Here is a 23,557-nt window from a genome sequence, read left to right on the forward strand (position 1 = left end):
GTCTGGAAAGCCTTTCCCTGAAACGCAATACAACGGTCCCCCATGCTTGAAAATTTTCGTGCTCACGTAGCCGCACGCGCAGCGCTCGGCATTCCTCCTCTGCCGCTGACCGCCCAGCAAACCGCCGAACTGGTCGAATTGCTGACGAACCCGCCCGCCGGCGAAGAGCAGATCCTGGTCGATCTGATTACCCACCGTGTGCCCGCCGGCGTGGACGAAGCCGCCCGTGTGAAGGCGGGCTTCCTGGCCGCCGTGGCCAAGGGTCAAACGGCCTGCGCGCTGATCTCGCGCGCCCGCGCCACCGAGCTGCTCGGCACGATGCTGGGCGGCTACAACATCCAGCCGCTGATCGAATTGCTGTCCGATGCCGAAGTGGGCGTCGTGGCCGCCGATGCGCTGAAGAACACCCTGCTGATGTTCGATCAGTTCCATGACGTCAAGGAACTGGCCGACAAGGGCAACGCCAACGCCCGCGCCGTGATTCGAAGCTGGGCCGACGCCGAGTGGTTCACCAGCCGCCCGGAAGTGCCGCAAAGCCTGACCATCACCGTCTTCAAGGTGACGGGCGAAACCAACACCGACGACCTGTCGCCGGCCCCGGATGCGACCACCCGCCCGGACATTCCGATGCACGCGCTGGCCATGCTGAAGAACGCCCGTCCCGGCATCACCCCGGAAGAAGACGGCAAGCGTGGCCCGGTCAAGTTCATCGAGTCACTGAAGGAAAAGGGCCATCTGGTCGCATACGTGGGCGACGTGGTGGGTACCGGCTCCTCGCGCAAGTCGGCCACCAACTCGGTGCTGTGGTTCACCGGTGAAGACATTCCCTTCGTCCCCAACAAGCGCTTTGGCGGCGTGTGTCTGGGCGGCAAGATCGCCCCGATCTTCTACAACACGATGGAAGACGCCGGCGCCCTGCCGATCGAGCTCGACGTGTCGAAGATGGAAATGGGCGACGTGGTCGAACTGCGCCCGTACGAAGGCAAGGCGCTCAAGAACGGCGAAGTGATCGCGGAGTTTCAGGTCAAGTCCGAAGTCCTGTTCGACGAAGTGCGCGCCGGCGGCCGCATTCCTCTGATCATCGGTCGCGGACTGACGGCCAAGGCACGAGAAGCGCTGGGTCTGCCCGCATCGACCCTGTTCCGCCTGCCGCAGCAGCCCGCCGACAGCGGCCGGGGCTTCTCGCTCGCCCAGAAGATGGTCGGCCGCGCCTGCGGCCTGCCGGAAGGCCAGGGCGTCCGGCCGGGCACGTACTGCGAACCGAAGATGACCTCGGTCGGCTCGCAGGACACCACGGGCCCCATGACGCGCGACGAACTCAAGGATCTGGCGTGCCTGGGCTTTTCGGCCGACCTCGTCATGCAGTCCTTCTGCCACACCGCCGCCTATCCGAAGCCGGTGGACGTGAAGACGCACCAGACGCTGCCGAACTTCATCAGCACCCGTGGCGGCATCGCGCTGCGTCCGGGCGACGGCGTGATCCACTCGTGGCTGAACCGCATGCTGCTGCCCGACACCGTGGGCACGGGCGGCGACTCCCACACCCGCTTTCCGATCGGCATCAGCTTCCCCGCCGGTTCGGGCCTGGTCGCCTTTGCGGCGGCCACCGGCACGATGCCGCTCGATATGCCTGAATCGGTGCTCGTCCGCTTCAAGGGCAAGATGCAGCCGGGCGTGACCCTGCGCGACCTCGTCAACGCCATTCCGCTGTACGCCATCAAGCAAGGCATGTTGACGGTTGCGAAGCAGGGCAAGAAGAACATCTTCTCGGGCCGCATCCTCGAAATCGAAGGTCTGCCCGAGCTGAAGGTCGAACAAGCGTTCGAATTGTCGGATGCGTCCGCCGAGCGTTCGGCCGCCGGTTGCACGGTGCACCTGAACAAGGAACCGATCATCGAATATCTCAACAGCAACGTCACGCTGCTGAAGTGGATGATCGCCCAGGGCTACCAGGACCCGCGCAGCCTGCAGCGCCGCATCACCGCAATGGAGCAGTGGCTGGCCGATCCGCAACTGCTTTCGCCGGATGCCGACGCCGAGTATGCAGCCGTCATCGAGATCGATCTGGCCGACATCCACGAGCCGATCGTGGCCTGCCCGAACGATCCGGACGACGTGAAGACGCTGTCGGAAGTCGCCGGCGCCAAGATCGACGAAGTGTTCATCGGTTCGTGCATGACGAACATCGGTCACTTCCGCGCCGCGTCGAAGCTGCTGGAAGGCAAGCGCGACATCCCGGTCAAGCTGTGGGTGGCTCCGCCGACCAAGATGGACCAGAAGCAATTGACCGAGGAAGGCCACTACGGTGTTTTCGGCACCGCCGGTGCGCGTACCGAAATGCCGGGCTGCTCGCTGTGCATGGGCAACCAGGCACAGGTGCGCGAAGGCGCGACGGTCATGTCGACCTCCACCCGTAACTTCCCGAATCGTCTGGGCAAGAACACGAACGTGTACCTCGGCTCGGCGGAACTTGCGGCGATCTGCTCGCGCCTAGGCAAGATCCCGACCAGGGACGAGTACATGGCCGACATGGGCGTGCTCAGCGCGGACGGCGACAAGATCTACAAGTACATGAACTTCGATCAGATCGAGGACTTCAAGGAAGTGGCCGACACCGTGAACGTGTAAGTGTTCTTGTCGTAGCGCCACGCAACGGCGCCGCGGGCTGAAGCCTGCGGCGCCGTTCTTCTTTTCGGGACGAGGAGATTGACGCGCCTCGCATCACATGAGTACCGTTGGAGTTCTTGCGGATACACGGCAACCTGGAGCAATCAGTGAAGAAAATCCTCATCATCGGAATTGGCGCAGGCGATCCGGAATACGTCACCGTTCAGGCGATCAATGCGATGAACCGGGCCGACGTGTTCTTCGTGATGGACAAGGGCGTATCGAAGGCGAAGCTCGTCCAGGTGCGCAAGGAAATCATCGAGCGATACGTCAAGGAGCGGGGCTATCGCATCGTCGAGGCAACGAGCCCCGAGCGTCAGCGGGACGTCGCGAGCTATGTCGATGCAGTCGAAACGCTGAATCACGAGAAGCAGATCGTGTTCGAGCGCCTGATCGAGGAAGAACTGCGTGACGGCGAATGCGGCGCATTTCTCGTCTGGGGCGACCCGTCGCTCTACGACAGCACGATGCGCATCGTCGAAGCCATCGCCGGCAGCGGACGGCATCGGTTCGAGTATGAGGTCATTCCGGGCATCAGCAGCGTTCAGGCGCTCGCGGCGAAACATCGTGTCGCGCTCAACACGATCGGGCGCGCAGTCGAGATCACGAACGGCAGAGGCATCGCCGAAGGTTTTCCTAAGAATGTCGATAGCGTCGTCGTGATGCTCGACGCGCAGAATGCGTTTCGACAGGTCGCGGATGAGGATCTCGATATATTCTGGGGCGCCTACGTGGGCACCGATGACGAGATTCTCATAGCGGGCCGGCTGCGCGAAGTGATGGACGACATCGAACGCGTGCGCGCCGAGGCACGCGCACGCAACGGCTGGATCATGGACACGTATCTCCTCAAGCGACGAACGCAGCCGAAAAACTGAACGAAAACAGCAGTGAAGTTCGATCCGCGTCGGACGATCAGGCGCCCTGCCGCAGGCTTCGTGCGGCCGCGACCATGTTCTTCTGCGCGGGAATGACTTCATCCCACTGACGCGTCTTCAGGCCGCAATCGGGATTCACCCACAAGCGCTCGGCGGGGATGCGCTCCGCCGCCTTCTTCATCAGATCGACGATGTGCGTCTCGCTCGGGATGTTCGGCGAATGAATGTCGTACACGCCCGGCCCGATCTGGTTCGGATATTCGAAGTCATTGAACGCGTCGAGCAGTTCCATGTCGGAGCGCGATGTTTCGATGGTGATGACATCGGCATCCATCTCCGCGATCGACGCGATGATGTCGTTGAACTCCGAATAGCACATGTGCGTGTGGATCTGCGTCTCGTCGCGCACGCCGTTGGCCGTGATACGAAACGACTCGACCGCCCAGCGCAAGTACTCGTTCCACTGCGAGCGGCGCAGCGGCAGGCCTTCGCGCAGCGCGGCCTCGTCGATCTGGATGACGCGCACGCCAGCCTTCTCGAGATCGAGCACCTCCTCGCGAATCGCGAGCGCGAGTTGCTGACACGACACCGAGCGCGGTTGATCGTCGCGCACGAAGGACCAGTTGAGGATCGTCACCGGACCGGTGAGCATGCCCTTCATCGGCTTGTTCGTCTGCGATGCGGCGTACCCGATCCACTCGACGGTCATCGCCTTCGGTCGGCTGATGTCGCCGAAGAGAATCGGCGGCTTCACGCAGCGCGAGCCATACGATTGCACCCAGCCGAACTGGCTGAACGCGTAGCCATCGAGCTGCTCGCCGAAGTATTCGACCATGTCGTTGCGTTCGGCTTCGCCGTGCACGAGCACATCGAGACCGAGCGCTTCCTGTTCCTTCACGGCGCGCGTGATCTCACGCTCCATCGCGGCCTGGTAGCCGGCGTGATCGAGTGCTCCCGCCTTGAACCGGCTGCGCGCGCGGCGGATCTCGCCCGTCTGCGGAAACGAGCCGATGGTCGTCGTGGGAAAGGCGGGCAGGCCGAGGATGGCTGCCTGCTTCTTCGCGCGCTGCTCGTAGGCGCTCTGACGCTTGCCGAGGGCTGCGTCGATCTTCGCGATCGCGGCCTTGACCGCGGGATTATTCACGCGCGGCGACTTTCGACGGCGCTCGATCGCGGCGGCGTTCGCCGCGAGCGCATCGGCGACCGAGCCGCGGCCGTGGTTCAGCGCGCGGGCCAGCACGTTCAACTCATCGAGCTTTTGCAGCGCGAAGGCGAGCCATGATCTGATGTCGGCGTCGAGCGTGACTTCGCTGTTCAGATCGACCGGCACATGCAGCAGGGAGCACGACGGCGCGATCCAGAGGCGTTCACCGAGTTGCCGATGCAAAGGCTCCAGCCAATCGAGCGTCGCATCGAGGTCGCTCTTCCAGATGTTGCGGCCGTTGATCGCGCCAATGGACACGATCGCGGTCTCGGGCAGGTGCCTCACGACTTCATCGATCTCATCACGCGCGTTGATCGCATCGATATGCAGGCCGTCGACCGGCAGCTTGCATGCGAGCGGGAGGTTGTCCTGCAATTGCCCGAAGTACGTTGCGAGCAACAGGCGCACACGTCGCGCCGACAGCGCATCGTAGGCGGTGACGAACGCATCGCGCCATTTCGCATCCAGTTCGGTGACGAGCGCCGGTTCGTCGATCTGCACCCAGTCGACGCCTTGCGCCGCGAAGTGATCGAGCAGCGCGGCATATACCGGCAGAATGCGCGGCAGCAGCGCGAGCTTGTCGCTGTCATCCTTCGCCTTGCCGAGCCACAGATACGTCACCGGGCCGATGATGACGGGCTTCGGATTCACGCCCTGAGCGCGCGCTTCGCCGAGTTGTTCGATGAGGCGCGACGCGTCGAGCCGGAACTGCGTGTCCGCTTCGAACTCCGGCACGATGTAGTGATAGTTCGTGTCGAACCACTTGGTCATCTCGCCAGCCGCGACGCCGCCGCAACATGCGGCGTGGTCTTGCGCGTCCTGCGCCGACCGGCCGCGCGCGACGCGGAACGCGTTGTCCAGCGCATCGCCGTGAAAACCACGCACGCGCGCCGGCAGGTTGCCGAGCGTGAAGCTCATATCGAGCACCTGGTCATAGAACGCAAAGTCGCCGACGGGCACATGGTTCAGATGCGCCTGGTCCTTCCAGTGGCGCGCGCGGAGCCCGGCGCCTTCGGCCTTCAGCGCATCCCGCGACGATTCGCCTTTCCAGTACTTTTCGAGTGCGAACTTCAGTTCACGCTTCGCGCCAATGCGCGGGAATCCCAGGTTATGTGTCGTGACCATCGTGCGATGTCGTCCGTAAAGAATAGATCGTTGCCGATGATAGAATTTTTGACGTATGAATAAAAATGGATTGTTTTCATACTTCGATTAACTTTCTTCATGGAGCGGCGATGCTGGAACGCAGCCATCTGATGGTCGTGCGGGAAGTCGAAAAGCAGGGCTCGCTGACCGCCGCAGCCGACGTGCTGAATCTCACGCAGTCCGCTTTGAGTCACACGGTCAAGAAGCTGGAGCAGCAACTGGGCACGCCGGTCTGGACGCGCGAGGGCCGCAGCATGCGGCTCACGCAGGCGGGGCATTATCTGCTGGGCCTTGCCAACCGCATGTTGCCGCAGTTCGAGCAGGCCGAAGTGCGCATGAAGCAGTATGCGCAGGGCGAGCGCGGCACGTTGCGCATCGGGATGGAATGTCATCCGTGTTATCAGTGGCTGCTGAAGGTCGTGTCGCCTTATCTCGCCCGCTGGCCCGATGTCGATGTGGACGTGAAGCAGCGGTTTCAGTTCGGCGGCATCGGCGCGCTTTTCGCCTTCGACATCGACGTGCTCGTCACGCCCGACCCGCTCAGGAAGGACGGATTGAAATTCTCACCCGTATTCGATTATGAGCAGGTGCTGGTCGTGGCCGAAAACCATGCGCTGGCTTGCGCGGACTATGTCATGCCTGAGCAGCTTGCGTCCGACGTGCTCATCACCTATCCGGTCGAAACGGATCGGCTGGACATCTACACGCGGTTTCTGACGCCGGCAAATGTGGTGCCGAGACGTCACAAGGTGATCGAAACCACGGACATCATGATGCAGATGGTGGCAAGCGGGCGGGGCGTGGCGGCGTTGCCCCGCTGGCTCGCCGAAGAATATGCGGACCGCATGCCGATCACGCCGGTCAAGCTCGGCAAGAAGGGCATCGCGAAAAAGATCTACCTCGGCGTGCGCGAGGCCGATCGGTCTATCGACTATCTGGCGGCATTCATCGCGTTGGCGCGCGAGGCGGATTGGGCGCAGTCGCGCGCCCGCGCGTGACGGTGAGCCCGAAGGCACGAGCAAATAACAGTTGACCGCACCCGTTAACCAGCCTATAACCATCCATATGGATGGCAACAGGAAGGAAATCACGGATATGGCGAAACAGGAAGGTTTTGACGCCGGACGCTCCCGAGGCGGCGAAACGGAAAAAATTACGATCAACCTAGGTCCTGTCGACCTGGGTCAGATCGACCTGCTCGTGGAAGAAGGCTTTTATTCGAACCGGACGGATCTGATCCGAACGGCGATCCGTAACCAGTTATCGGTTCACGCGCTGGTCGTCAAGGAAACGGTGACGCGACGCGAACTGGTGCTGGGCCTCCAGTACTTCTCCCGGCGGGATCTCGAAGCGGTGCGCGCGGCGAACGAGCGGCTCAATATCCAGGTTCTCGGATTGGCCAGCATCGCCAACGACGTATCGCCCGAACTCGCCCTCGCAACGATCGACTCGATTCTGGTGCGCGGTGCATTGCATGCATCGGCGGCTGTCAAGGCCGCGCTGGCGGATCGAATCCGCTAATGCCCGCATCGAACAACATACACACGGTAAATAAGATGAAACTCAATGAAGGTTTTCTGGACTCGATGAAGGCAGCGTTTGCGCACTTTCGCGAGAGCGATCCCGTCGCAGCGACGGAGGTGATTCAGCGCGCCTTGCGCGGCGCGCCGGCAAGCGCGGCGCCCGAAGCACCGGCTGCGTCCGCAGCACCAGCAGCACCCGCAGCGCGGGATGCGAAGGAAGAATCAAGGGCGTCGCACATCGCCGACATCCTGCAAAAGTTCGGCCGTGCCAGGCCGCACACAAGCAAGCCCGAAGTCGAAGATCGCGGGCATTTCAGCACGCGCAGCTACTCCGGCGCCGCAGGCCAGCGCAATTACAAGCTCTACGTGCCGAGCGGTTATCGCAATGAGCCGCTGCCGCTCATCGTCATGCTGCACGGCTGCACACAGGATGCAGACGACTTCGCCGCCGGCACGCAGATGAACGCGCTGGCCGAGCGACACGATTGCATCGTCGTCTATCCGATTCAACCGCAGGGCGCGAATCCGTCGAAATGCTGGAACTGGTTCAAGCCCGCCGATCAAAACCGCGAGAGCGGCGAGCCTTCGCTGATCGCTGGCATCACGCGCGAGGTGATGGCAAGCCACAACGTGGATTCGAAGCGCGTGTATATCGCCGGCTTGTCGGCAGGCGGGGCGATGGCGGCAATCATGGCGCAACGCTATCCCGATCTATACGCTGCGGCAGGCGTGCATTCGGGTCTTCCTGTCGCGAGCGCGCACGATTTGCCGTCCGCGCTCGCCGCGATGCGTGGCGGCAAAGGCCGCGCACAGTCGCGCGCGGCGGACGCGCCCAAGTGCCCGCTCATCGTGTTTCACGGCGATGCGGATACGACCGTGCATCCGGCCAACGGTCGGGACCTCGTTCGCGGATTCAGCGTGAACGCCTCCGCGGCCAGCCAGCCGTCAGCCGGGGCGGCAAGCGCGCGCAAGCATACGGTCGCCCATCTGAAGTCGTCAGACGGCGTGCCTGCGGAGCTTTGGACCATCCATGGCGCACCGCACGCATGGTCGGGCGGCAGCCCGCGCGGTTCTTATACCGATCCGTCCGGGCCGGACGCCAGCGCGGAAATGATGCGCTTCTTCCTTGCTCATCCGCGCGGTCATTGAGCGCACGGGGCACTGACACCGCAGCCGGGATCGAATGTCGATACCCGGCGCGACGGTAGTGAATGTTGGCATTGGGTATCCGACGGCATGGCGATTGCGGTGAGACAGGGTGCACCGCACATCCGCCTATTCCAGGAGAATCCCATGGCTGCCAAGACCTTGAATGATCTGTTCATCCACGCCCTTTCCGACGTGTACAGCGCCGAAAAGCAATTGACCAAGGCGCTGCCTAAGCTGGCGCGCGCCGCAACCCATCCCGAACTTGCCGCCGCTTTCACGACGCATCTTGAAGAAACGCAAGGTCAGGTCGAGCGAATCGACCAGGTCGTCGAGGCTTGCGACATCAAACTCAAGCGCGTGAAGTGCGTCGCGATGGAAGGCCTCGTCGAAGAAGGACAAGAACAGATCGAAGAGATCGAAAAGGGGCCGATTCTCGATGCCGCGTTGATCGCAGCAGCGCAGAAAGTCGAGCACTACGAGATCGCGACGTACGGGACGCTCGCGACCCTCGCGAAGAAACTGGGCTACGAGCAGGGGATGAATCTGCTGCTGGAGACGCTCGAAGAAGAAAAGGCCACCGACACCAAGCTGACAATGCTGGCCAAACAAGAGCTTTCGGAAGCAGAGGTCGGGAAATAACGATTACGAGAAGGCGGTCGGGCGCGGGGTTCGCTCGCGCCCGCTCCGCGGCCCCGTTTGAAGGCTTCCAAACCAGTCAGAACGTAGTGGGACGCTGCGGTTTGGTTCATTCGGCAGTCTCGTCCGATCGGGAATGCCAAGTGCGCGTGATGTTCCTGACATCCTGGAGAAGACAATGCGCACACACACAGGAGCCCGGCTACTCCTGGCCGACGACGATAGCGTGACGCTTCAGGCTTGCGCAGACGCACTGGTGCTCGAGGGATTCGAAGTTCGCACCGCGATCGATGGATATTCCGCACTGACAGTCATCCTGAGTTGGCAGCCCGATATCGCGTTGCTCGATATAGAAATGCCGGTCATGGACGGGCGCACGGTCGCACGGAACGTTCGGACCGTGGCTTCAAAAGCGCCCCCCTTGCTGATCGCGCTGACGGCTTTGGACTCTCTTGCGGATCGATTGGCCTCTATTCAAGCGGGATTCAACTATCACTTCACAAAGCCTGTTCAGTTCGAAGCGCTTCTGCGAACGCTCGACTTTCATCTTGACAAGTCGATCAGGCACTTTCCGCCAGTCGATGGCAAGGCCTGACAGCCAATGCAAAAAAAGCGGCCCATCCTCGGGCCGCTTTTGCATTGCTGTTACACCAACCCGATCACGCAGCTTGGCCTGCTCCGAGTTCAGCACCCGTGACCGGGTCGCTGCTGGGATCGGACGCCGTGCGTGCAGCCATGGCTTGCAGCGTTTCGACATCCGCCGGCGTCACCGTTACCGTCGCCAATCCATCGCCGCCATCCACTGCGGGTTGGGGATCGCCGACAAACGTCCACTCCGGTCCGTCGTTCCACGGGCCACGCGTGACTGCCGCGTCGCCCTGCGACATCTTGTAGTAGACGCCCGCGAATTCCGGGAAGCCGGGAAGCTTGCCTTGCGGAAAGTTCGGCTGTATCGAATGAAGGGCTTTTTCGAATGATTTCTGATGCGCGATCTCTCGCGTCATCAAAAAGCCGAGCGTGTCGCGAATGCCCGAATCGTCCGTCACGTTGATGAGCCGCTCATAAACGATCTTCGCGCGCGCTTCGGCCGCGATGTTGGAACGCAGGTCGGCAGTGGGTTCGCCGATCGTATCGACGTACGCGGCCGTCCACGGCGTGCCGGCCGAGTTGATCAAGGCAGGTCCGCCGCCATAAAGCAGGGATGTGGTGTGCGAATCGTTGCCGCCGCCTGTCATCGAGCGATAGAGTTCTGCCTCGCTCTCGACCGCCTCGGCTAGCTGGCCTTTCGCACCCTTATTCAGCATCGCGATAATCGAGCCGATGATTTCCAGATGGCTCAGTTCTTCGGTCGCGATATCGAACAGCAGATCCTTGCGACCCGGATCGTCCTCGCCCACGGCCTGCGTGAAGTATCGGCATGCAGCGGCGAGTTCGCCTTGCGGTCCCCCGAACTGTTCGAGCAACAGGTTAGCGAGACCGGGATTGGGCGCTGCGACGCGCACGGTGTATTGGAGGCGCTTGTTGTGAATGAACACGACGTTTTCCTTTGAAGAAGAGTCTTCGCCATGTGCACGAGACGTCCCGTATTTATCGGACGCTCTCGCCAATGACGATATTTCGCCGAGCAGTCCCGCGCCAGAATTGACGCGGCACGCCTTCTGATGAAGGCGCTCAGTTCTCAAAGCGAAAATCGCTTTGGCGTGGTTAGTTTCAGTTATCGGGTGTCGATAAGACGGGTGCCTGCATCTCGCGTTGAGAGGCGGCACCGCAAGTGGGCTAACGCTTTGCTTTGCGCTTTTTTGCTTTGGCAGGTGTGAGCGCCGCGGTCCAGAAATCGACCACGCCGCGTTTCGCTGCGGCATTCGCACGACCGCGCGCCGAGCCGATCACCGTGTTCGCACCGCTCAACCACATGCTCATGAACGGATTCTTTTTCGTCCAGGGATTTTTCATGGAATGTCCCTCACAAGAGCCAGGGCGAGCGCCATTCAGAGACGCCCGGCAATCGCCCCGGTTTTCACTTACACGGATTTCGTCGGCGTCTTTACGATCGCATCGTCCGCGCTTTGCGTGCCGGGCGGACGTTCTTGCTCCGCCGTCTTGAGACCGGCCGTGCCGGCGCCGACATGCTGGACTTCGACGTCCGTGCCGCGCAAGGTTTCGTTGATGGTTTCCGTGCGTTCGGTTGCCTCGCGGCCTACGACGACCTCTTCGATGACGTGTGCGGTCTTGGCCACCACTGCATGCTCAGCCGTCTCGCGAATTTCCACCGAACCTTCCTTCAGATCGGCGGCCGTGGCGACGCGATCCACCGGCCGGCGCTCGATCGTCGCGTGGGCTTCGCGCAGATTCACGGTCTCGGAAACAGGCGTTTCCGTGGCACGGGAGTAGACGCGCACGCCACCGGTCTCCACTTCGCGCTTGCCCACGTCGAGCGATTCACGCGTCACCGCGAACGCTTTGCGATCCGCGGCAACTTCATCCGGCGTGTAAGCCTTGGCGGTGGAGTCGAAGCCTGCATAGCCATTGCTCTTCCATTGCGCTACGCGTTCATCGATATCTACGGCGCCCGCTTCATGCAGAGTCGAGCGCACCAGTCCGACGTGCGCTTCATCGACCACCGTGACGGTGAGCAATGCGCCGCCGCGTCGGACGGCTTCCTGATAGTCGCCCACCTCGTCCGGCCGATCGTCTGCGCCGAACATATTGCTGAAGAAATGTTCGATCTTGCCGAATACGCCGACTTCGTCCGTCGTCGCGGTCGACGAGCGCGTATCGACCACCGTGCGCTCGCCGGGCACGTTTGCTTGCCCGGTGGCGTGCACCTCCATGTCGGCGCGGTCGAGACCGCCTTGGACTAGGCGCGAGACAGCGGTCTCAGCATCCTGAAACGAGTCGAATACACCTACGATTGCCTGAGTCATATGTAGCTCCGAATATATGTTGGCAGCCTGACGGCCGGCCAGAAATTGAAATCTATACAGCGGGATTTGAAGCGGACTCGCCCACGCCTGAGGACGGTATCGCGGGGTCCGCGATCCAGTCTCCAGCTGATCCGACTCGTCTTTCTACGACGACTTCCTGATGCTGCACCTCGGCGACGTGGACGTCGGACGTGGTGGAGACGACCGTCGTAATACGCAGCTCTTCTCTGAGCATCAGCCGGAGTTCGGTCACCGGCACATACTCGAAGACGGGCACGATCAAGGTGTCGCCCTCTTTGCGCGGAGCGAACTCGGCATCGACGAATTTATTGACTGCAACACGTTCCATCTGCACGGCGGTGCTGTGCAGCAGAACGGGAAGCTCACGCAGTTCGGTATGGGTGATGGTGCGAACGCGAACCGCGCCGGTTTCCTGTTCGTGGGCCGAAAGGGCTAGCCGTTCCTCGCTAGCAGTCAGCGTAGCCGAGTCGCTAGCGAGTTCCCGCATAGGTTCAGCGTCACTGCTCATGTCCGTGCTCCGGTTCGCGAGGCGCGTCGCTCAGTGCGCAGGACGGCTGCGCGGTGCGGTGCGGTCAGTCGAGCGGACGTTATCGTCCTCGTAGGCAGCACCGCCGGCGTCCTCGAACCGCGGCTGATGACGAAAGCCCGCGCCACCCGAAACAAGGGCGATGATCGCGCCGACCACGAGTGCCGCGAAAGAGAACCATGAGGCACGGGCAACGCCGCGCGCTGCCGTGTCGGCCGCCTGGCGCGTATCGGCTTCAGCCTGAGGACTGGAGGCCATGGCGGTCGCCGAGGCCACCGCGCCCTGAACCTGAGCCTTGAGCGAACCCATCATCGTTCCACTGGCGGCGGACGGATTCGCGGCGGCGGTCACCGTCGCGCCTGTCGATGCAATATTGCCCGCGGTGTTGACGGCGCTGCCGACCAGCGACGTTGCACCGTAAGCCATCACGATGATCATCACCGCCCAGGCGAGGAGGCCGTGAAGCCAGCCCAACACCGGCGCGCAACGGCCGGCGAAGTACGAACCGATGAAGACAGCGATGACCGTCATCGCGATCATGTAAGCGCCCGAACCGAACGCGAAGCCGCGCGTGGGGTCGGGCTGAGTGAGCGGCGACAGGACCGACGCTCCGATAGCCGTTCCGAGCACGGTGAGAACGAGGTAAGCGATCAGGGACAGGATGACCCCGGCGATGACGGCACCCCAGGAGATGCGGGGAAGACCGTCTTGTGTAGTGAGCAGGCGCATGTTCGAATCCATATCGTTAGGAAACCGAAAAACATTGAGTTTTCGGAGGTGGTGCTGAGGTTGGTAGCGCAACGGCTATGGCCAGGGGGCGAAGCGGATGGAGCGAGGCCTTATGCGCACGTTCCGTTGCCCGGATGAGCGCAATTAAGCGATATCCACTCAATCTATGAGTGCCGATGGGTCTAATTACCCGTGGACGCTACGGCGACGGATGCGCTCGAAAGAGTTCGAGCTGAGGGAAGTTTCAAGGAGCTGGACTGGCTGCCACGCGAAGTTCGCTGGGCGTGCTCGACCGGCCTTCGGCATACAAAACCCGCTCGAAAGCGGGTCCTTGTTGCTGCAATGGGTCGTGCTGAAACGAGCAGACCCAGCTATTCAATGCTTTTGATTCGGCTTGTTCACCGACTGCATGGCGGTATCGGCGCCGGTCTTCACGGCATTGCCCGCGGCCGAGACATTCGATTGGGTTTCCTTCGCGAGTGAATCCGCCGCGTTCGCTGTGGCGTCGAACGATGCCGAGGTCGCCTGCTTCAGGTTTGTCTCCACAGCCGCAGCAGCCTTTTCGGACGCCGCGGATGCGTTTTCCACCGCGGTCTTTAAGACCTCGTTGACTTGACCGCCATACGAAGCGAACTGGCTTTGCGCCTCGCGCACCACATCCTCACCGGTCGCCGAGACAATTGCATAAAAATGGCGACTATACGATGCCGATTTTTCCTGAAACTGCTTGAGCAAATTCGATTGCCATTCGCTCACGTCGTTCCCGTTCTCAGGCGTTAAATTAGCTGCACCCTCGTTTTCGGAAATGAGCGTTCTGACCGTTTGCACATTCAATTGCGTCAGCTTTTGAAAACCGTCCATATATTTATCGGTCAGGCTCATCCAGGCCTGGAATTTGGCTTTTTGAAACGCTGCTACTTGTTGCGGAGAAATCATGAACATGGAATATCCCGTGGAAATTTAGAAAGGGTTTGAATCCGAGGCAACGCGGCAAATCTGTTGTTGCACCGCACAGTGAAATTCATGCTACAGCATTAAATTCGAGCGTCAAGCCTTATTTCAGTTAACCCGGAATCAAATTCCCGGCTCGTATTTTTTACGCCGCCCCATTTCGATAATTCCCCGAATGACTTGGAACAGGTATAAACGACCCATTTAATCTTCCAGCACGCCACCTGATTGAGCCGCATATCGTGCGTCGGCGACGGCGTCGAAGAACCGCATCATCTCGCGCGCAGCGTGCGGTCCCCGGGCGTCGGTATGCGTGGCGTTGGAATCGCCGCCCGACCAGGCGTGCCCAAGCCCGTGAATCAGCCACTGTTCGCCGAAAACCTCGCCGCCGCCATGACAAAACGTATTGCGGGTATAGGGATAGCCTTGCTCCACTTGTCCAAGCTCGGTCGTAACCGATGCGCGCGCGTCCTCGGTCCCGGCTATCAGGCTCCGATGCATCTGCATGAGGACCTCGGCGTTTTGCGGATGCACCGTAGTGTCCTGATCGCCATGAAAGACGATAAGGGGCACCGCGCGGCGCACGCCTATCGCATCTCGCGCGGCGCTCAGCTGGGGCGCGCAGGTGCCCATCCTCATTGCAGACATCGCCGAAAAGGCTTCGTCGGCGACGCCGAACGCCAGGCCGGAATGAATTCCAGCCGCCGCGTAAAGATCGGGGTGAGTGACCGCAAGATTGACCGCCATCGCGGCACCCGCCGACATTCCGGCGATGAAAACCCGCGTCGGGTCGATCTCGTAAGATGCCATCACCTCGCGCGTGATGCCTGCGATGATGGAGGCTTCGCCGGAATCGCGGAGCTGATCCGCCGGCCGAAACCAGTTCCAGCATCGGAACATATTGGCACTGGTTCCCTGCTCGGGATACACGACGATATGACCGCCGCTTTCAGCGGCGAGATTCATTTCGGTGCCGAGCGCAAAGTCGTCGGCGTCCTGGCCTGCGCCGTGAAGCATGACGATCAACGATGTGGCTGCGCCGTCATAGCTCGATGGCACGTAGACCTTGAATTCATGCACGCCCGTGGGGTGGGAAAATCGGCCGGAGAGCCATTGCGGGCCCGGTTGCAGCGCGCGTTCGGTTTTATTGCCTGATTTCGGTGAGTGCGAATCGAGATTCGATGCTTCGGTGAAATCGTCATTAGGAACGGCCGAAACGAATAACCCTAATCTGGGGGGTAACTGGCTGTCGAAGGGCGGATGGCTCAAATTGCTTCTTGCGGCTGCTACGTTGAAATTTTTCATTGGACGCTTCTATTTAGAAATGACACAAGCAAGTGTCAAGCGTGGATTGGATACAGGCGTGTCACCGGGCGGCCAGCGAAACTCGAAATGGCCTATTTCCCGGCGGGGGCAAACGCTGCAAATTAAGGTAGTCAGGGAAAAACAGATGCGGTTAGTGCGGCTGATCAAGATTTGTAATTGTGCGCTTCGATATCATCGTACTCGCGTTTACCCTTAACACGAAGGCGAAGATAAATACTTACGCGTGTCGGTACCACAAGATGTCGACATACCGGGTGGAAGCAGGCATACGGTCATCGTTTCCGGCAACCGCGCCGAGTGCACGCGCATAGCGCAGAATAAGACTCTGGGCACTTATAGAGCGAAACGTGCCTGAAGGAAAGCAAATCCATGGTCCAGAGACTACCCACTACAGAGAAAGCGATGAAAAAAGGAAAGACGAAAGTTACGCGTCAGGATGCCGAGCGGCTTTTTGAGGGCCTGCCGGCCGGCACCACGAGAGCAGCGAGCCGACCGGAAAACCCATTCGGTGACGAGCCGGTCAAGGCGGCGAGCCGTGCCGACGACGAAACCAAGCTTTGGAAAGACAATCTCATCACGCTTCCGGTGACGATCGAGTTGCCGAGTGGCTACGCGTCCGCGTCCCGCATGCGCGAGGCGCTTGCGCAGGCGTGGCGCGTGAAGTGGGTGAGAGTGACCGAAAACGAGGTTGTCGGCGATTTTCCTGAAGGATGGAAAGCCGTGCGCCCGGGAACAGGACCGACAGAGTTGCGAGATTCGTCCGACGTGGTACGCGCCGTCTACGGCTGGGCAAAGGATGCCGAGCTCAGGATATTGCCGCGCTACCTGGTGGAGTCGCAAGCGAACAGCACGAGCGGATTAGGCAGCGTGCTTGTCCGCGACCGCGAGACTGGCCAGGTCCTCGAGAGGTCATCGGTCTGGTCGGCGCAAACGGGTACGAATCATCCGGACTGGAGCCGGCTGTCGAACTGGCTCAGCGCGCGCTATCCACACAATCGAGACCCGCTGCGGTACTGGGAAGACTGTGAGGCGAACGTCCCACGCTGAGTCGCTTTGGAAAAGGCGCTCACGCGCGAATCTCGTAGCGAGCGTCATCGCGGTCGTCGACGTCGCGCCGTGCCTGTGCTTGTGCTTGTGCCCGGGCGGACACTGGATGACATCGCCTGCGGGGATTCCGAATCGCGGCTCCCTGCCTCGCTCGATTTGCAACTAATCGTCTGGTTCGCCTGTAGTCCGAGACAGCTTCGCCAATCATCTGCGCGCCTCGTCAAGAATTAATTCGCTATCCAAAACATCCCCGCTACATCGAAAAAAGACACGAAGCGCGGTGTGATGACCAAACGATGCCGCCGCTGATTTGCTTTCGCCAAAGCATTCGTTGGCGATGCGCGCATCGCGCTTTAGCATCGGGCGCCAGAGATGATTTCACGCTCTGGCGGCTTTCCAGGAAAACTTCATGCGATACAAGGGATATGACGTGGCACCGTCCGCACATGCGTTGCCGAGCGGCCTGTATGCGGCGAACCTGATTATCGAGAGCCACACGGCGGCGAGCGGGGCATCGTTTACGTTCGATGCGCTCGACTACTTCTTCGAGCCCGATCACGCCATCGCATATGCGGCGCGCTGGGCCCGGCTATGGATCGATCAGCGCAGCAAGTCCGCGCGCGCCGGTGCGTGACAGGGCGCGCGGCGCTCAGGCGAGATCGGGCGGTGCGGCCTTGAGCACATCGACGTGCTTCGGTATGAGGCCGAGCTCGACGAACGTATCGGCGATCTGCTGCTGCTCGCCGATGATGTCGCGCGTAATGACCTCCGTGCCGAACGCCTGCCGGCTCACCGCGAGTTCGACGACAGGTTGCGGCAAGCCCCAAAGCCGCGCGAGCTCGCGCGCGAGTTCGTCCGGATGCTGCTTGCCCCACTGATCGACCGCCTTGATTTCCTCGATGACGATGCGGATCACATCGGGATTCTTCGCCACATAACGCTGCGACGAAAAATAGTAAGCGCGATTGCCGACGACGCCGCTCGCATCCGCCACGATGCGCGCATTCAGCGTCTTCTGCGCCGCGGCGAAGAACGGGTCCCAGATGACCCACGCATCGATGGAGCCGCGCTCGAACGCGGCGCGCGCATCGGCGGGGGCGAGAAAGGCCAGTTCGACGTCGCCATACTGGAGACCGTGCTTGCGCAGCAGCTTCACGAGAAAGTAATGGACGTTGCTGCCCTTGTTGAGCGCCACGCGCTTGCCCTTCAGATCCGCCGCCGCTCTGATCGACGATTGCGCGGGGACGATCACGGCTTCGGATTGCGGTCGCGCGGGCGTCGCCGCGACATACGCGAGCGGCGCACCGGCCGCCTGCGCGAAGATCGGCGGCGCCTCGCCGACATCGCCGAAATCGATCGAGCCGACGTTGAGCGCTTCCAGTTGCACGGGGCCGGCGGAAAACTCCGTCCAGCTCACGGATACGTTGAGCGGCGCCAGCCGCTTTTCCAGCGTGGCGCGTCCCTTGAGCAGGTTCAGATAACCCTTCTGGTTGCCGATGCGAAGCACGCGCGGCTCTCCTTGCGCGCCCTGCTGCGCGAAGGATGCGGGCATCGCGGCAAATGCGGCGGCGCTCGCCGCGGCGCGCGCGGAAAGAGACAGGAAAGCACGGCGAGCAGCGATAGGTCTACGTTTGGACATGACGGGAATCCGGCGTTTCTAAGGAGCCTCAGATCGTAGAGCGAAGGCGCATACGGACCAACGTAGCAATGGATATAACGCTATCGTCATCGCGTTCATATGCTTGTGCTTCCGGTGGATAGCCGATTTCACCGCGTTCGCGCGCAACGCCGGGCCGAATCTCTCAGTCTGCTTTCGGACCTGGACTGTTGCGAAGCCGTGGGCGGCCTCTGGTCGGCGACGCACAGACAGTGGCGGCGCGCTGCAGGAATATGCAAAGGCCGGCGCGGACAGCTTCGTGCTGCCGGGCTATTGGCGTTTGAATTTCCGCTTCGCCGGGCAAGGGGCGCGTCACGACCGGCGCGTCACGGCCCGCGGTGAAGAAGCGGAGTTTGTCATCGTAAGGGAGGAGTAGATGAAGATGGCTCACCGGGTCACGTCGTCGACGAGCGGCCCCGAATGGGGACTGGTGTTCGGTTTGATCATGACGGCGATCGGCGTGGCACTGTGGTACCGCGGCGTGTCCTCGTTCGCCGATACGGTCGACCAGTCGCTGGGTGTCGCGGCCTTGCTCGTGGGCGTTTTCATGTCCGTGTACGCCGGCCGCGAAACCCTTCACGCGAGACGGCGCAAGTAGCATCGGACCCGGCTGTCTCGAACGTTCGGGCAGCTACTCGATCTGCAAGGCTTCGTTCGAGAATCCCGCGAAGGCGCTCGACGGCGCATCGGGGGTCGGCGTCAGCGCAGGCTACGCGATCGGCGCGACGCAGCACGACCACGAGCGCCTCGACGATCAGATAACCGCCGCCGGCCCGCACGCATTATCGGTGGCTATATCGAAAGACAAAAAAGTCATTTCCGCTGTGCAGCCGACGATTTCATACTGAAGCGTTGATCCGCCGCGCAAAGGGGAAGACCGATGAGCAACAGATCGATTTCCGGCGACGCCGTCGCGGGAAACGCCGCACCGTCGAGCGAAGCGCGCAAACCTTTCGGCACGGAAGACTGGTGGGCAGTCGCCATCGGCTTGCTTGCGATCGTCGTCGCGTATGCGCTGTTCGCCTCGGGCAGCAGCATCAAATGGCTGGCCGTCGCGCCGGCGAAATGGTCGGGCATCGGGCAACTCGCGGGCGATCTCGGCAAGCATGCGAGCGGCTACGTCGCGCTCTTCATCACGTTCGCGGCGGTGTTTTCGGTTGCCATCGCCGCGCTCGGCCTGCACGTCGGGCGATTCCTCGCGGGCTTTCTCGTCATCTTCGTCGTGTCGACGATCATCTTCGCGGCGGGCGCATGGGTAGAGGCGAGCGCCTACAACCTCGAACCGCCGCTGATCGCGCTGGCGCTCGGGCTCTTCGTGTCGAACCTCTTCACGTTGCCCGCCTGGCTCGCACCGGCGCTGCGCGTCGAGTTCTATATCAAGGTCGGCATCGTGCTGCTCGGCGCGACGCTGCCGCTCACGCTGATCGTCTGGGCAGGACCGGTCGCGATCGGACAGGCAACCATCGTGTCGCTCGTCACCTTCTTCGTGATCTACGGCGCGGCGCGGGCGCTTGCCATCGACAAGCGCTTTGCCGCGGTGCTGGGCGTCGGCGGCGCGGTATGCGGCGTGTCGGCCGCCATCGCGATCGCCGGCGCGGTGCGCGCGCGGCGCGAACAGGCGTCGGTGGCGATCACGCTGGTCGTCGTCTGGGCGATCGTGATGGTGTTCGCGCTGCCCGCCGTTTCGCGCGCGCTCGGTCTGCCGACCGGCGTCGCGGGCGCATGGATCGGCACGTCCGAATTCGCCGATGCCGCCGGCATCGCCGCTGCGCAGGCCTACGGCGATTTCGCGCGGCATGCGCCGGGCGTCGTGGCCGGCGCGCCCGATGCGTCGCTGCAGGCCTTCGTGCTGATGAAGGTCGTCGGGCGCGATATCTGGATCGGCATCTGGGCGTTCGTGCTCGCGATCGTCGCGACTACACGCTGGGAGCGCGATGCCGCCGACGGCGTGCAGGCCAAACCGAGCGCCCGCGAAATCTGGACGCGCTTTCCGAAGTTCGTGATCGGCTTCGTCGTCGCTTCGGCGATCGTCACGTGGATCGCATCGCACTACACGCTGGCGGACTATCGCAGCATCGTGACGCCCGCGTTCGTCGCGCCGATCGTCGCGCTGCGCACCTGGGCCTTCACGTTCTGCTTCCTGAGCATCGGACTGACGACGCGCTTCTCGACGCTCGCCGGAACCGGCGCGCGGCCGCTCGCGGCTTTCACGGCAGGCGTCGCGGTCAATGTCGTGATCGGCTATCTGCTGTCGGTGCATCTCTTCGCGCCGTATTGGTCGGCGCTCGGGCAATGAGCGCGCGGTCTTGCGCGGGCGCGCCCGAATGCGGGCGATGCCGCCATTGGGCCGATGACCGCGCGTTGCTCGAAAAGCGTATCCCCGGGCTTGCGTCGTTCGGCTCGGCGTACGGCGCGAGCTTGGGCGAAAGCCGGTTGTGCCTGCGCCACGACCGGCTGACGATGCCGCGTGATCGCTGCATCGCGTTCGTCGCGCGAGCGGCAGTCGATACGCCGTCTCACGATTGACGACCTGCAATGCATTGCAGAAAAGCTTCGTTGTGGAACCGTTCCCGGCGGCCTAGATTTTGAAGCAATGGTCCTGCACGGAGCGAAACCATGAGCGATGTGGTGGTCGAACAACCGGTCGAAGTCGAGGCCGCACTCAACTATCTCGTGCCCACGGGCGTCAGGCCGACTGCCTACGCTTACGAGCCGCCGCCCGGCGTGCCGCGCCGCACCGGCGAATATCGCACGCATGCGGTGACGATCTCGAATGCGCGGCTGCGACCGCCGCCGGGCGGTCTGTCGCTCGACAGGAACGGTTTCGAGCTGCATCGCGAGCCAAGCGCACTGTCCGATTTCTCCGACGATGCCGCCATTCGTTCGGTCTACTACTCGCAATCCGAGCGTCTGCTGAAGCAGTGGACGGGCGCGAAGCGCGTCGTCATCTTCGATCACACGCTGCGCGACGGCAGCGCCGCGCGCGCGAACGGTGTCAGGGAGCCCGTGCATCTGATCCACAACGATCAGACCTTCGTATCGGGACCGCGCCGCGTACGCGATCATGTTCCCGCCGACGAAGCCGCGCGACTGCTGCAAGGGCGCTTCGGGATCGTCAATCTGTGGCGGCCGGTGGGCGACGTGGTCGAGTCTTCGCCGCTCGCACTGTGCGACTCGCGCAGCATCGATGAGCGCGACATCGTCGCGCAGGACTTCATCTATCCGACGATGACCGGCGAAACCTATGCGTTCGTCCACAACCCGCGGCATCGCTGGTACTACTTTCCGCGGATGTCGCCCGACGAGGCGCTGCTCATCAAGATCTACGACTCGGCGGGCGATGGCCTCGCGCGCCTCACCGCGCACACCGCCTTCGACGATCCGGCTTCGCCGCCCGACGCGCGGCCGCGCCGCAGCATCGAACTGCGCACCTTGCTGTTTTTCTGAAGCGCAACGAGCCGCCGTCGCTCGTTCCCAGACAAGATCGATCAATGGGCCTTGAGCGCCGCGCGGACAGTGCGTGCGAGTTCGTCGAGCTGGAAAGGTTTGCGCAGCGCGGTAAAGTGCGTTGCCGTGATCTTTGCGATATCGACGTCCGCGTATCCGGTGGCGAGGATCACTGGAATGTCGGGCCGGATATCGCGCACACGCATGAGGACTTGCACGCCGTTCAAGCCCGGCATCGCATAGTCGACGATCAGCAAGTCCGGCTTGTCGGTGTCGAGGCGCGACAAGCCGCTTGCGCCGTCGTGCGCGTGCGTGACCTTATAGCCCAGCACCTCCAGGCATTCGACGAGCATCGCGCGCACTTCTTCGTCGTCCTCGATGACGAGAATGTGACGTGCAAGGAGCGGGACATCGGGCGAAGCGGCTTCGACGCTCGACTCCGCAATATCGCTCACGCTGACCGGAAGCCAGATCTGCACCGTCGTTCCCTTGCCCGGCTCGCTCTCGATGCGCGCTTCGCCGCCCGCTTGTCGAGCGATGCCATAGACCTGACTGAGTCCAAGCCCCGTTCCTTTTCCAATCGGCTTGGTCGTGAAGAATGGATCGAAGACACGTGAGAGCACGTTCGGCTCGATACCGGAGCCGGAATCGCTGACGCTGACCACGACATAACGTCCCGCAGGGAGCGCCGCATCGTCCGACGTTCGTTCGTCGGCATGAATGGAGAGGCGTCCGCCGCCGGGCATCGCGTCGCGCGCGTTGATCGCGAGGTTCAGGACCGCGAGCTCGAGCTGGTTGGCATCGGCCTTCGTCCAGAGGTGTCTGGAACTCGAAGTCGTCGACAAGTCGATATGCGATCCAAGCGAGATCGAAATGATGTCTCGCATTCCGTCCAACAATGGGGCAACGTTGATTGCCTTGAGGTCGAGGTTGCTCGTGCGGGAAAACGTCAGTAACTGCGCGGTGAGCTTCGCCCCTCGTTCGGTGGCGCGCTTCGTCGTCGCGGCCATCCTGCGGACGCGCTCGTCATCGCTGATGCGCGAGAGCAGTTCAGCGTTCGCCATGATGATGTTGAGCAGATTATTGAAGTCATGCGCGATGCCGCCCGTCAACTGTCCGAGCGCTTCCATCTTCTGAGACTGAACGAGCACTGCTTGCACCTTGGCGCGCTCATGAATCTCTTTCATGAGGCGATTGTTCGCCGACGCGAGTTCCTGCGTGCGCTCCTCGATGCGGCTCTCGAGGGATGCGTTGAGCTTTTCCAGTGCTTCCTGAGCTTGTGCCCGTTCGATCAGATGCTCTTGCGATTCCGCAAGATGTCGACGTGCGTCATATTGTCGAGTGCGAGCGCGCAACGCCGAGGCGACCGCGCGGCGCAGGGTTTCCGAATTCAACGGCCGCTCGAGCACCAGGACATTGCCCAGTCGCTCGAGCATGTCGATGCTCGCCGCCGAACGCCCGCTCGAGAGTTTCCCGGAAAGCAGCACCACCGGAAGGTCCGACCAGGCCGCCTGCTTTTGCAGCCATTGCGCAATCGCCGCACCGTTGTCATGCCGAAGCGACTCTTCGGTCATGATGGCGAGGCCCGCGCCCCGGTCGAGTTCCGTCGCAAGCTCATGCAAGTCGGCGCATACGAAGCACGTGCGATTTTCCGGCGCGAGGACGTCGGTGATCACACGGGCGTCGCGGCCGAACGGGGCCAGAATTAGAACGCGATACTCCATGT

The 23,557-nt window shown here is 62.0% G+C and carries 23 protein-coding genes and 1 pseudogene; 13 read left to right on the top strand and 11 right to left on the bottom strand.

Translation table 11 applies throughout. The features are described from left to right. The first annotated feature begins 42 nt into the window (after positions 1-42). Positions 43-2,628 (top strand): bifunctional aconitate hydratase 2/2-methylisocitrate dehydratase, encoded by a 2,586-nt coding sequence (gene acnB / locus NCS58_RS31250; RefSeq protein ID WP_061118419.1) that lies wholly within the window; start codon positions 43-45, stop codon positions 2,626-2,628. A gap of 146 nt (positions 2,629-2,774) precedes the next feature. Continuing rightward, positions 2,775-3,545, top strand: coding sequence for a precorrin-6A synthase (deacetylating) (gene cobF / locus NCS58_RS31255; protein WP_250478318.1), 771 nt, complete (start codon positions 2,775-2,777; stop codon positions 3,543-3,545). A gap of 37 nt (positions 3,546-3,582) precedes the next feature. On the opposite strand, the gene metE is transcribed toward cobF, so the two are convergent. Beyond that, on the bottom strand, positions 3,583-5,874 hold the full coding sequence (gene metE, locus NCS58_RS31260) for a 5-methyltetrahydropteroyltriglutamate--homocysteine S-methyltransferase (RefSeq protein WP_250478319.1): 2,292 nt from the start codon (positions 5,872-5,874) through the stop codon (positions 3,583-3,585). Between the two features lie 110 nt (positions 5,875-5,984). On the opposite strand from metE, the gene NCS58_RS31265 reads away from it, so the two are divergent. The 5 genes from NCS58_RS31265 to NCS58_RS31285 all read left to right on the top strand — a co-directional run bounded on the left by NCS58_RS31265 (position 5,985) and on the right by NCS58_RS31285 (position 9,798). Further along, the gene (locus NCS58_RS31265; protein WP_250478320.1) at positions 5,985-6,893 is read left to right on the top strand and encodes a LysR family transcriptional regulator; all 909 of its coding nucleotides are present in this window, start codon (positions 5,985-5,987) and stop codon (positions 6,891-6,893) included. Positions 6,894-6,960: 67 nt separating this feature from the next. Beyond that, positions 6,961-7,416, top strand: coding sequence for a CopG family transcriptional regulator (locus NCS58_RS31270; RefSeq protein WP_409241832.1), 456 nt, complete (start codon positions 6,961-6,963; stop codon positions 7,414-7,416). A 35-nt stretch (positions 7,417-7,451) separates the two neighbouring features. Continuing rightward, the gene (locus NCS58_RS31275; RefSeq protein WP_250478321.1) at positions 7,452-8,567 is read left to right on the top strand and encodes a PHB depolymerase family esterase; all 1,116 of its coding nucleotides are present in this window, start codon (positions 7,452-7,454) and stop codon (positions 8,565-8,567) included. A gap of 144 nt (positions 8,568-8,711) precedes the next feature. Further along, positions 8,712-9,206, top strand: a complete 495-nt coding sequence (locus NCS58_RS31280) for a ferritin-like domain-containing protein (RefSeq protein ID WP_061118424.1) — start codon at positions 8,712-8,714, stop codon at positions 9,204-9,206. 175 nt (positions 9,207-9,381) lie between these two features. Beyond that, the gene (locus NCS58_RS31285) at positions 9,382-9,798 is read left to right on the top strand and encodes a response regulator (RefSeq protein WP_250478322.1); all 417 of its coding nucleotides are present in this window, start codon (positions 9,382-9,384) and stop codon (positions 9,796-9,798) included. A 64-nt stretch (positions 9,799-9,862) separates the two neighbouring features. Here the strand turns inward: NCS58_RS31285 and NCS58_RS31290 are convergent, their stop codons facing one another. The 7 genes from NCS58_RS31290 to NCS58_RS31320 all read right to left on the bottom strand — a co-directional run bounded on the left by NCS58_RS31290 (position 9,863) and on the right by NCS58_RS31320 (position 15,659). Continuing rightward, entirely contained in the window at positions 9,863-10,738 is an 876-nt protein-coding gene (locus NCS58_RS31290; protein WP_061118426.1) for a manganese catalase family protein, read from the bottom strand. A 241-nt stretch (positions 10,739-10,979) separates the two neighbouring features. Then, entirely contained in the window at positions 10,980-11,156 is a 177-nt protein-coding gene (locus NCS58_RS31295; RefSeq protein ID WP_250478323.1) for a hypothetical protein, read from the bottom strand. A 68-nt stretch (positions 11,157-11,224) separates the two neighbouring features. Next, the gene (locus tag NCS58_RS31300) at positions 11,225-12,127 is read right to left on the bottom strand and encodes a YsnF/AvaK domain-containing protein (protein WP_250478324.1); all 903 of its coding nucleotides are present in this window, start codon (positions 12,125-12,127) and stop codon (positions 11,225-11,227) included. Between the two features lie 52 nt (positions 12,128-12,179). Further along, positions 12,180-12,656: a YsnF/AvaK domain-containing protein gene (locus NCS58_RS31305; protein WP_250478325.1), complete on the bottom strand. Its 477-nt coding sequence runs from the start codon at positions 12,654-12,656 to the stop codon at positions 12,180-12,182. 30 nt (positions 12,657-12,686) lie between these two features. Continuing rightward, positions 12,687-13,403, bottom strand: coding sequence for a hypothetical protein (locus NCS58_RS31310; RefSeq protein WP_250478326.1), 717 nt, complete (start codon positions 13,401-13,403; stop codon positions 12,687-12,689). A gap of 375 nt (positions 13,404-13,778) precedes the next feature. After that, the gene (phaP, locus tag NCS58_RS31315) at positions 13,779-14,345 is read right to left on the bottom strand and encodes a TIGR01841 family phasin (RefSeq protein WP_143756339.1); all 567 of its coding nucleotides are present in this window, start codon (positions 14,343-14,345) and stop codon (positions 13,779-13,781) included. Positions 14,346-14,558: 213 nt separating this feature from the next. Then, the gene (locus tag NCS58_RS31320; protein WP_250478327.1) at positions 14,559-15,659 is read right to left on the bottom strand and encodes a PHB depolymerase family esterase; all 1,101 of its coding nucleotides are present in this window, start codon (positions 15,657-15,659) and stop codon (positions 14,559-14,561) included. Positions 15,660-16,082: 423 nt separating this feature from the next. Here NCS58_RS31320 and NCS58_RS31325 point away from each other — a divergent pair, with 423 nt between their 5' ends. After that, complete coding sequence (locus tag NCS58_RS31325) at positions 16,083-16,727, top strand: hypothetical protein (RefSeq protein ID WP_250478328.1); 645 nt, start codon at positions 16,083-16,085, stop codon at positions 16,725-16,727. Positions 16,728-16,769: 42 nt separating this feature from the next. On the opposite strand, the pseudogene NCS58_RS31330 reads toward NCS58_RS31325, so the two are convergent. Then, a pseudogene (locus NCS58_RS31330) lies at positions 16,770-16,868 on the bottom strand (cupin domain-containing protein); the annotation flags it as partial. A gap of 268 nt (positions 16,869-17,136) precedes the next feature. On the opposite strand from NCS58_RS31330, the gene NCS58_RS31335 reads away from it, so the two are divergent. Further along, positions 17,137-17,361 (top strand): hypothetical protein, encoded by a 225-nt coding sequence (locus NCS58_RS31335; RefSeq protein WP_061118432.1) that lies wholly within the window; start codon positions 17,137-17,139, stop codon positions 17,359-17,361. A 15-nt stretch (positions 17,362-17,376) separates the two neighbouring features. Here the strand turns inward: NCS58_RS31335 and NCS58_RS31340 are convergent, their stop codons facing one another. Further along, a complete protein-coding gene (locus NCS58_RS31340) occupies positions 17,377-18,366 on the bottom strand; it encodes a sulfonate ABC transporter substrate-binding protein (protein WP_250478329.1) in 990 nt (329 codons plus the stop codon). A 394-nt stretch (positions 18,367-18,760) separates the two neighbouring features. On the opposite strand from NCS58_RS31340, the gene NCS58_RS31345 reads away from it, so the two are divergent. From NCS58_RS31345 to NCS58_RS31360, 4 genes are all read left to right on the top strand, one after another. Next, positions 18,761-18,982 carry a hypothetical protein gene (locus NCS58_RS31345; RefSeq protein WP_061118435.1) on the top strand — a complete coding sequence of 74 codons (222 nt, stop codon included), beginning with the start codon at positions 18,761-18,763 and terminating at the stop codon, positions 18,980-18,982. 282 nt (positions 18,983-19,264) lie between these two features. After that, positions 19,265-20,680: a YeiH family protein gene (locus NCS58_RS31350; RefSeq protein WP_250538993.1), complete on the top strand. Its 1,416-nt coding sequence runs from the start codon at positions 19,265-19,267 to the stop codon at positions 20,678-20,680. After that, entirely contained in the window at positions 20,677-20,910 is a 234-nt protein-coding gene (locus NCS58_RS31355; RefSeq protein WP_250478331.1) for a hypothetical protein, read from the top strand. The genes NCS58_RS31350 and NCS58_RS31355 overlap by 4 nt, the downstream gene beginning before the upstream one ends. A 90-nt stretch (positions 20,911-21,000) precedes the next feature. Beyond that, entirely contained in the window at positions 21,001-21,831 is an 831-nt protein-coding gene (locus NCS58_RS31360; protein ID WP_250478332.1) for a CmcJ/NvfI family oxidoreductase, read from the top strand. A 41-nt stretch (positions 21,832-21,872) separates the two neighbouring features. Here NCS58_RS31360 and NCS58_RS31365 read toward each other — a convergent pair whose 3' ends face one another. Beyond that, a complete protein-coding gene (locus NCS58_RS31365; RefSeq protein ID WP_061118550.1) occupies positions 21,873-23,555 on the bottom strand; it encodes a response regulator in 1,683 nt (560 codons plus the stop codon). Positions 23,556-23,557 lie beyond the last annotated feature (2 nt).

It is taken from the genome of Caballeronia sp. INML3B (assembly GCF_023631305.1).
In the GTDB taxonomy this organism is placed as follows: domain Bacteria; phylum Pseudomonadota; class Gammaproteobacteria; order Burkholderiales; family Burkholderiaceae; genus Caballeronia; species Caballeronia turbans.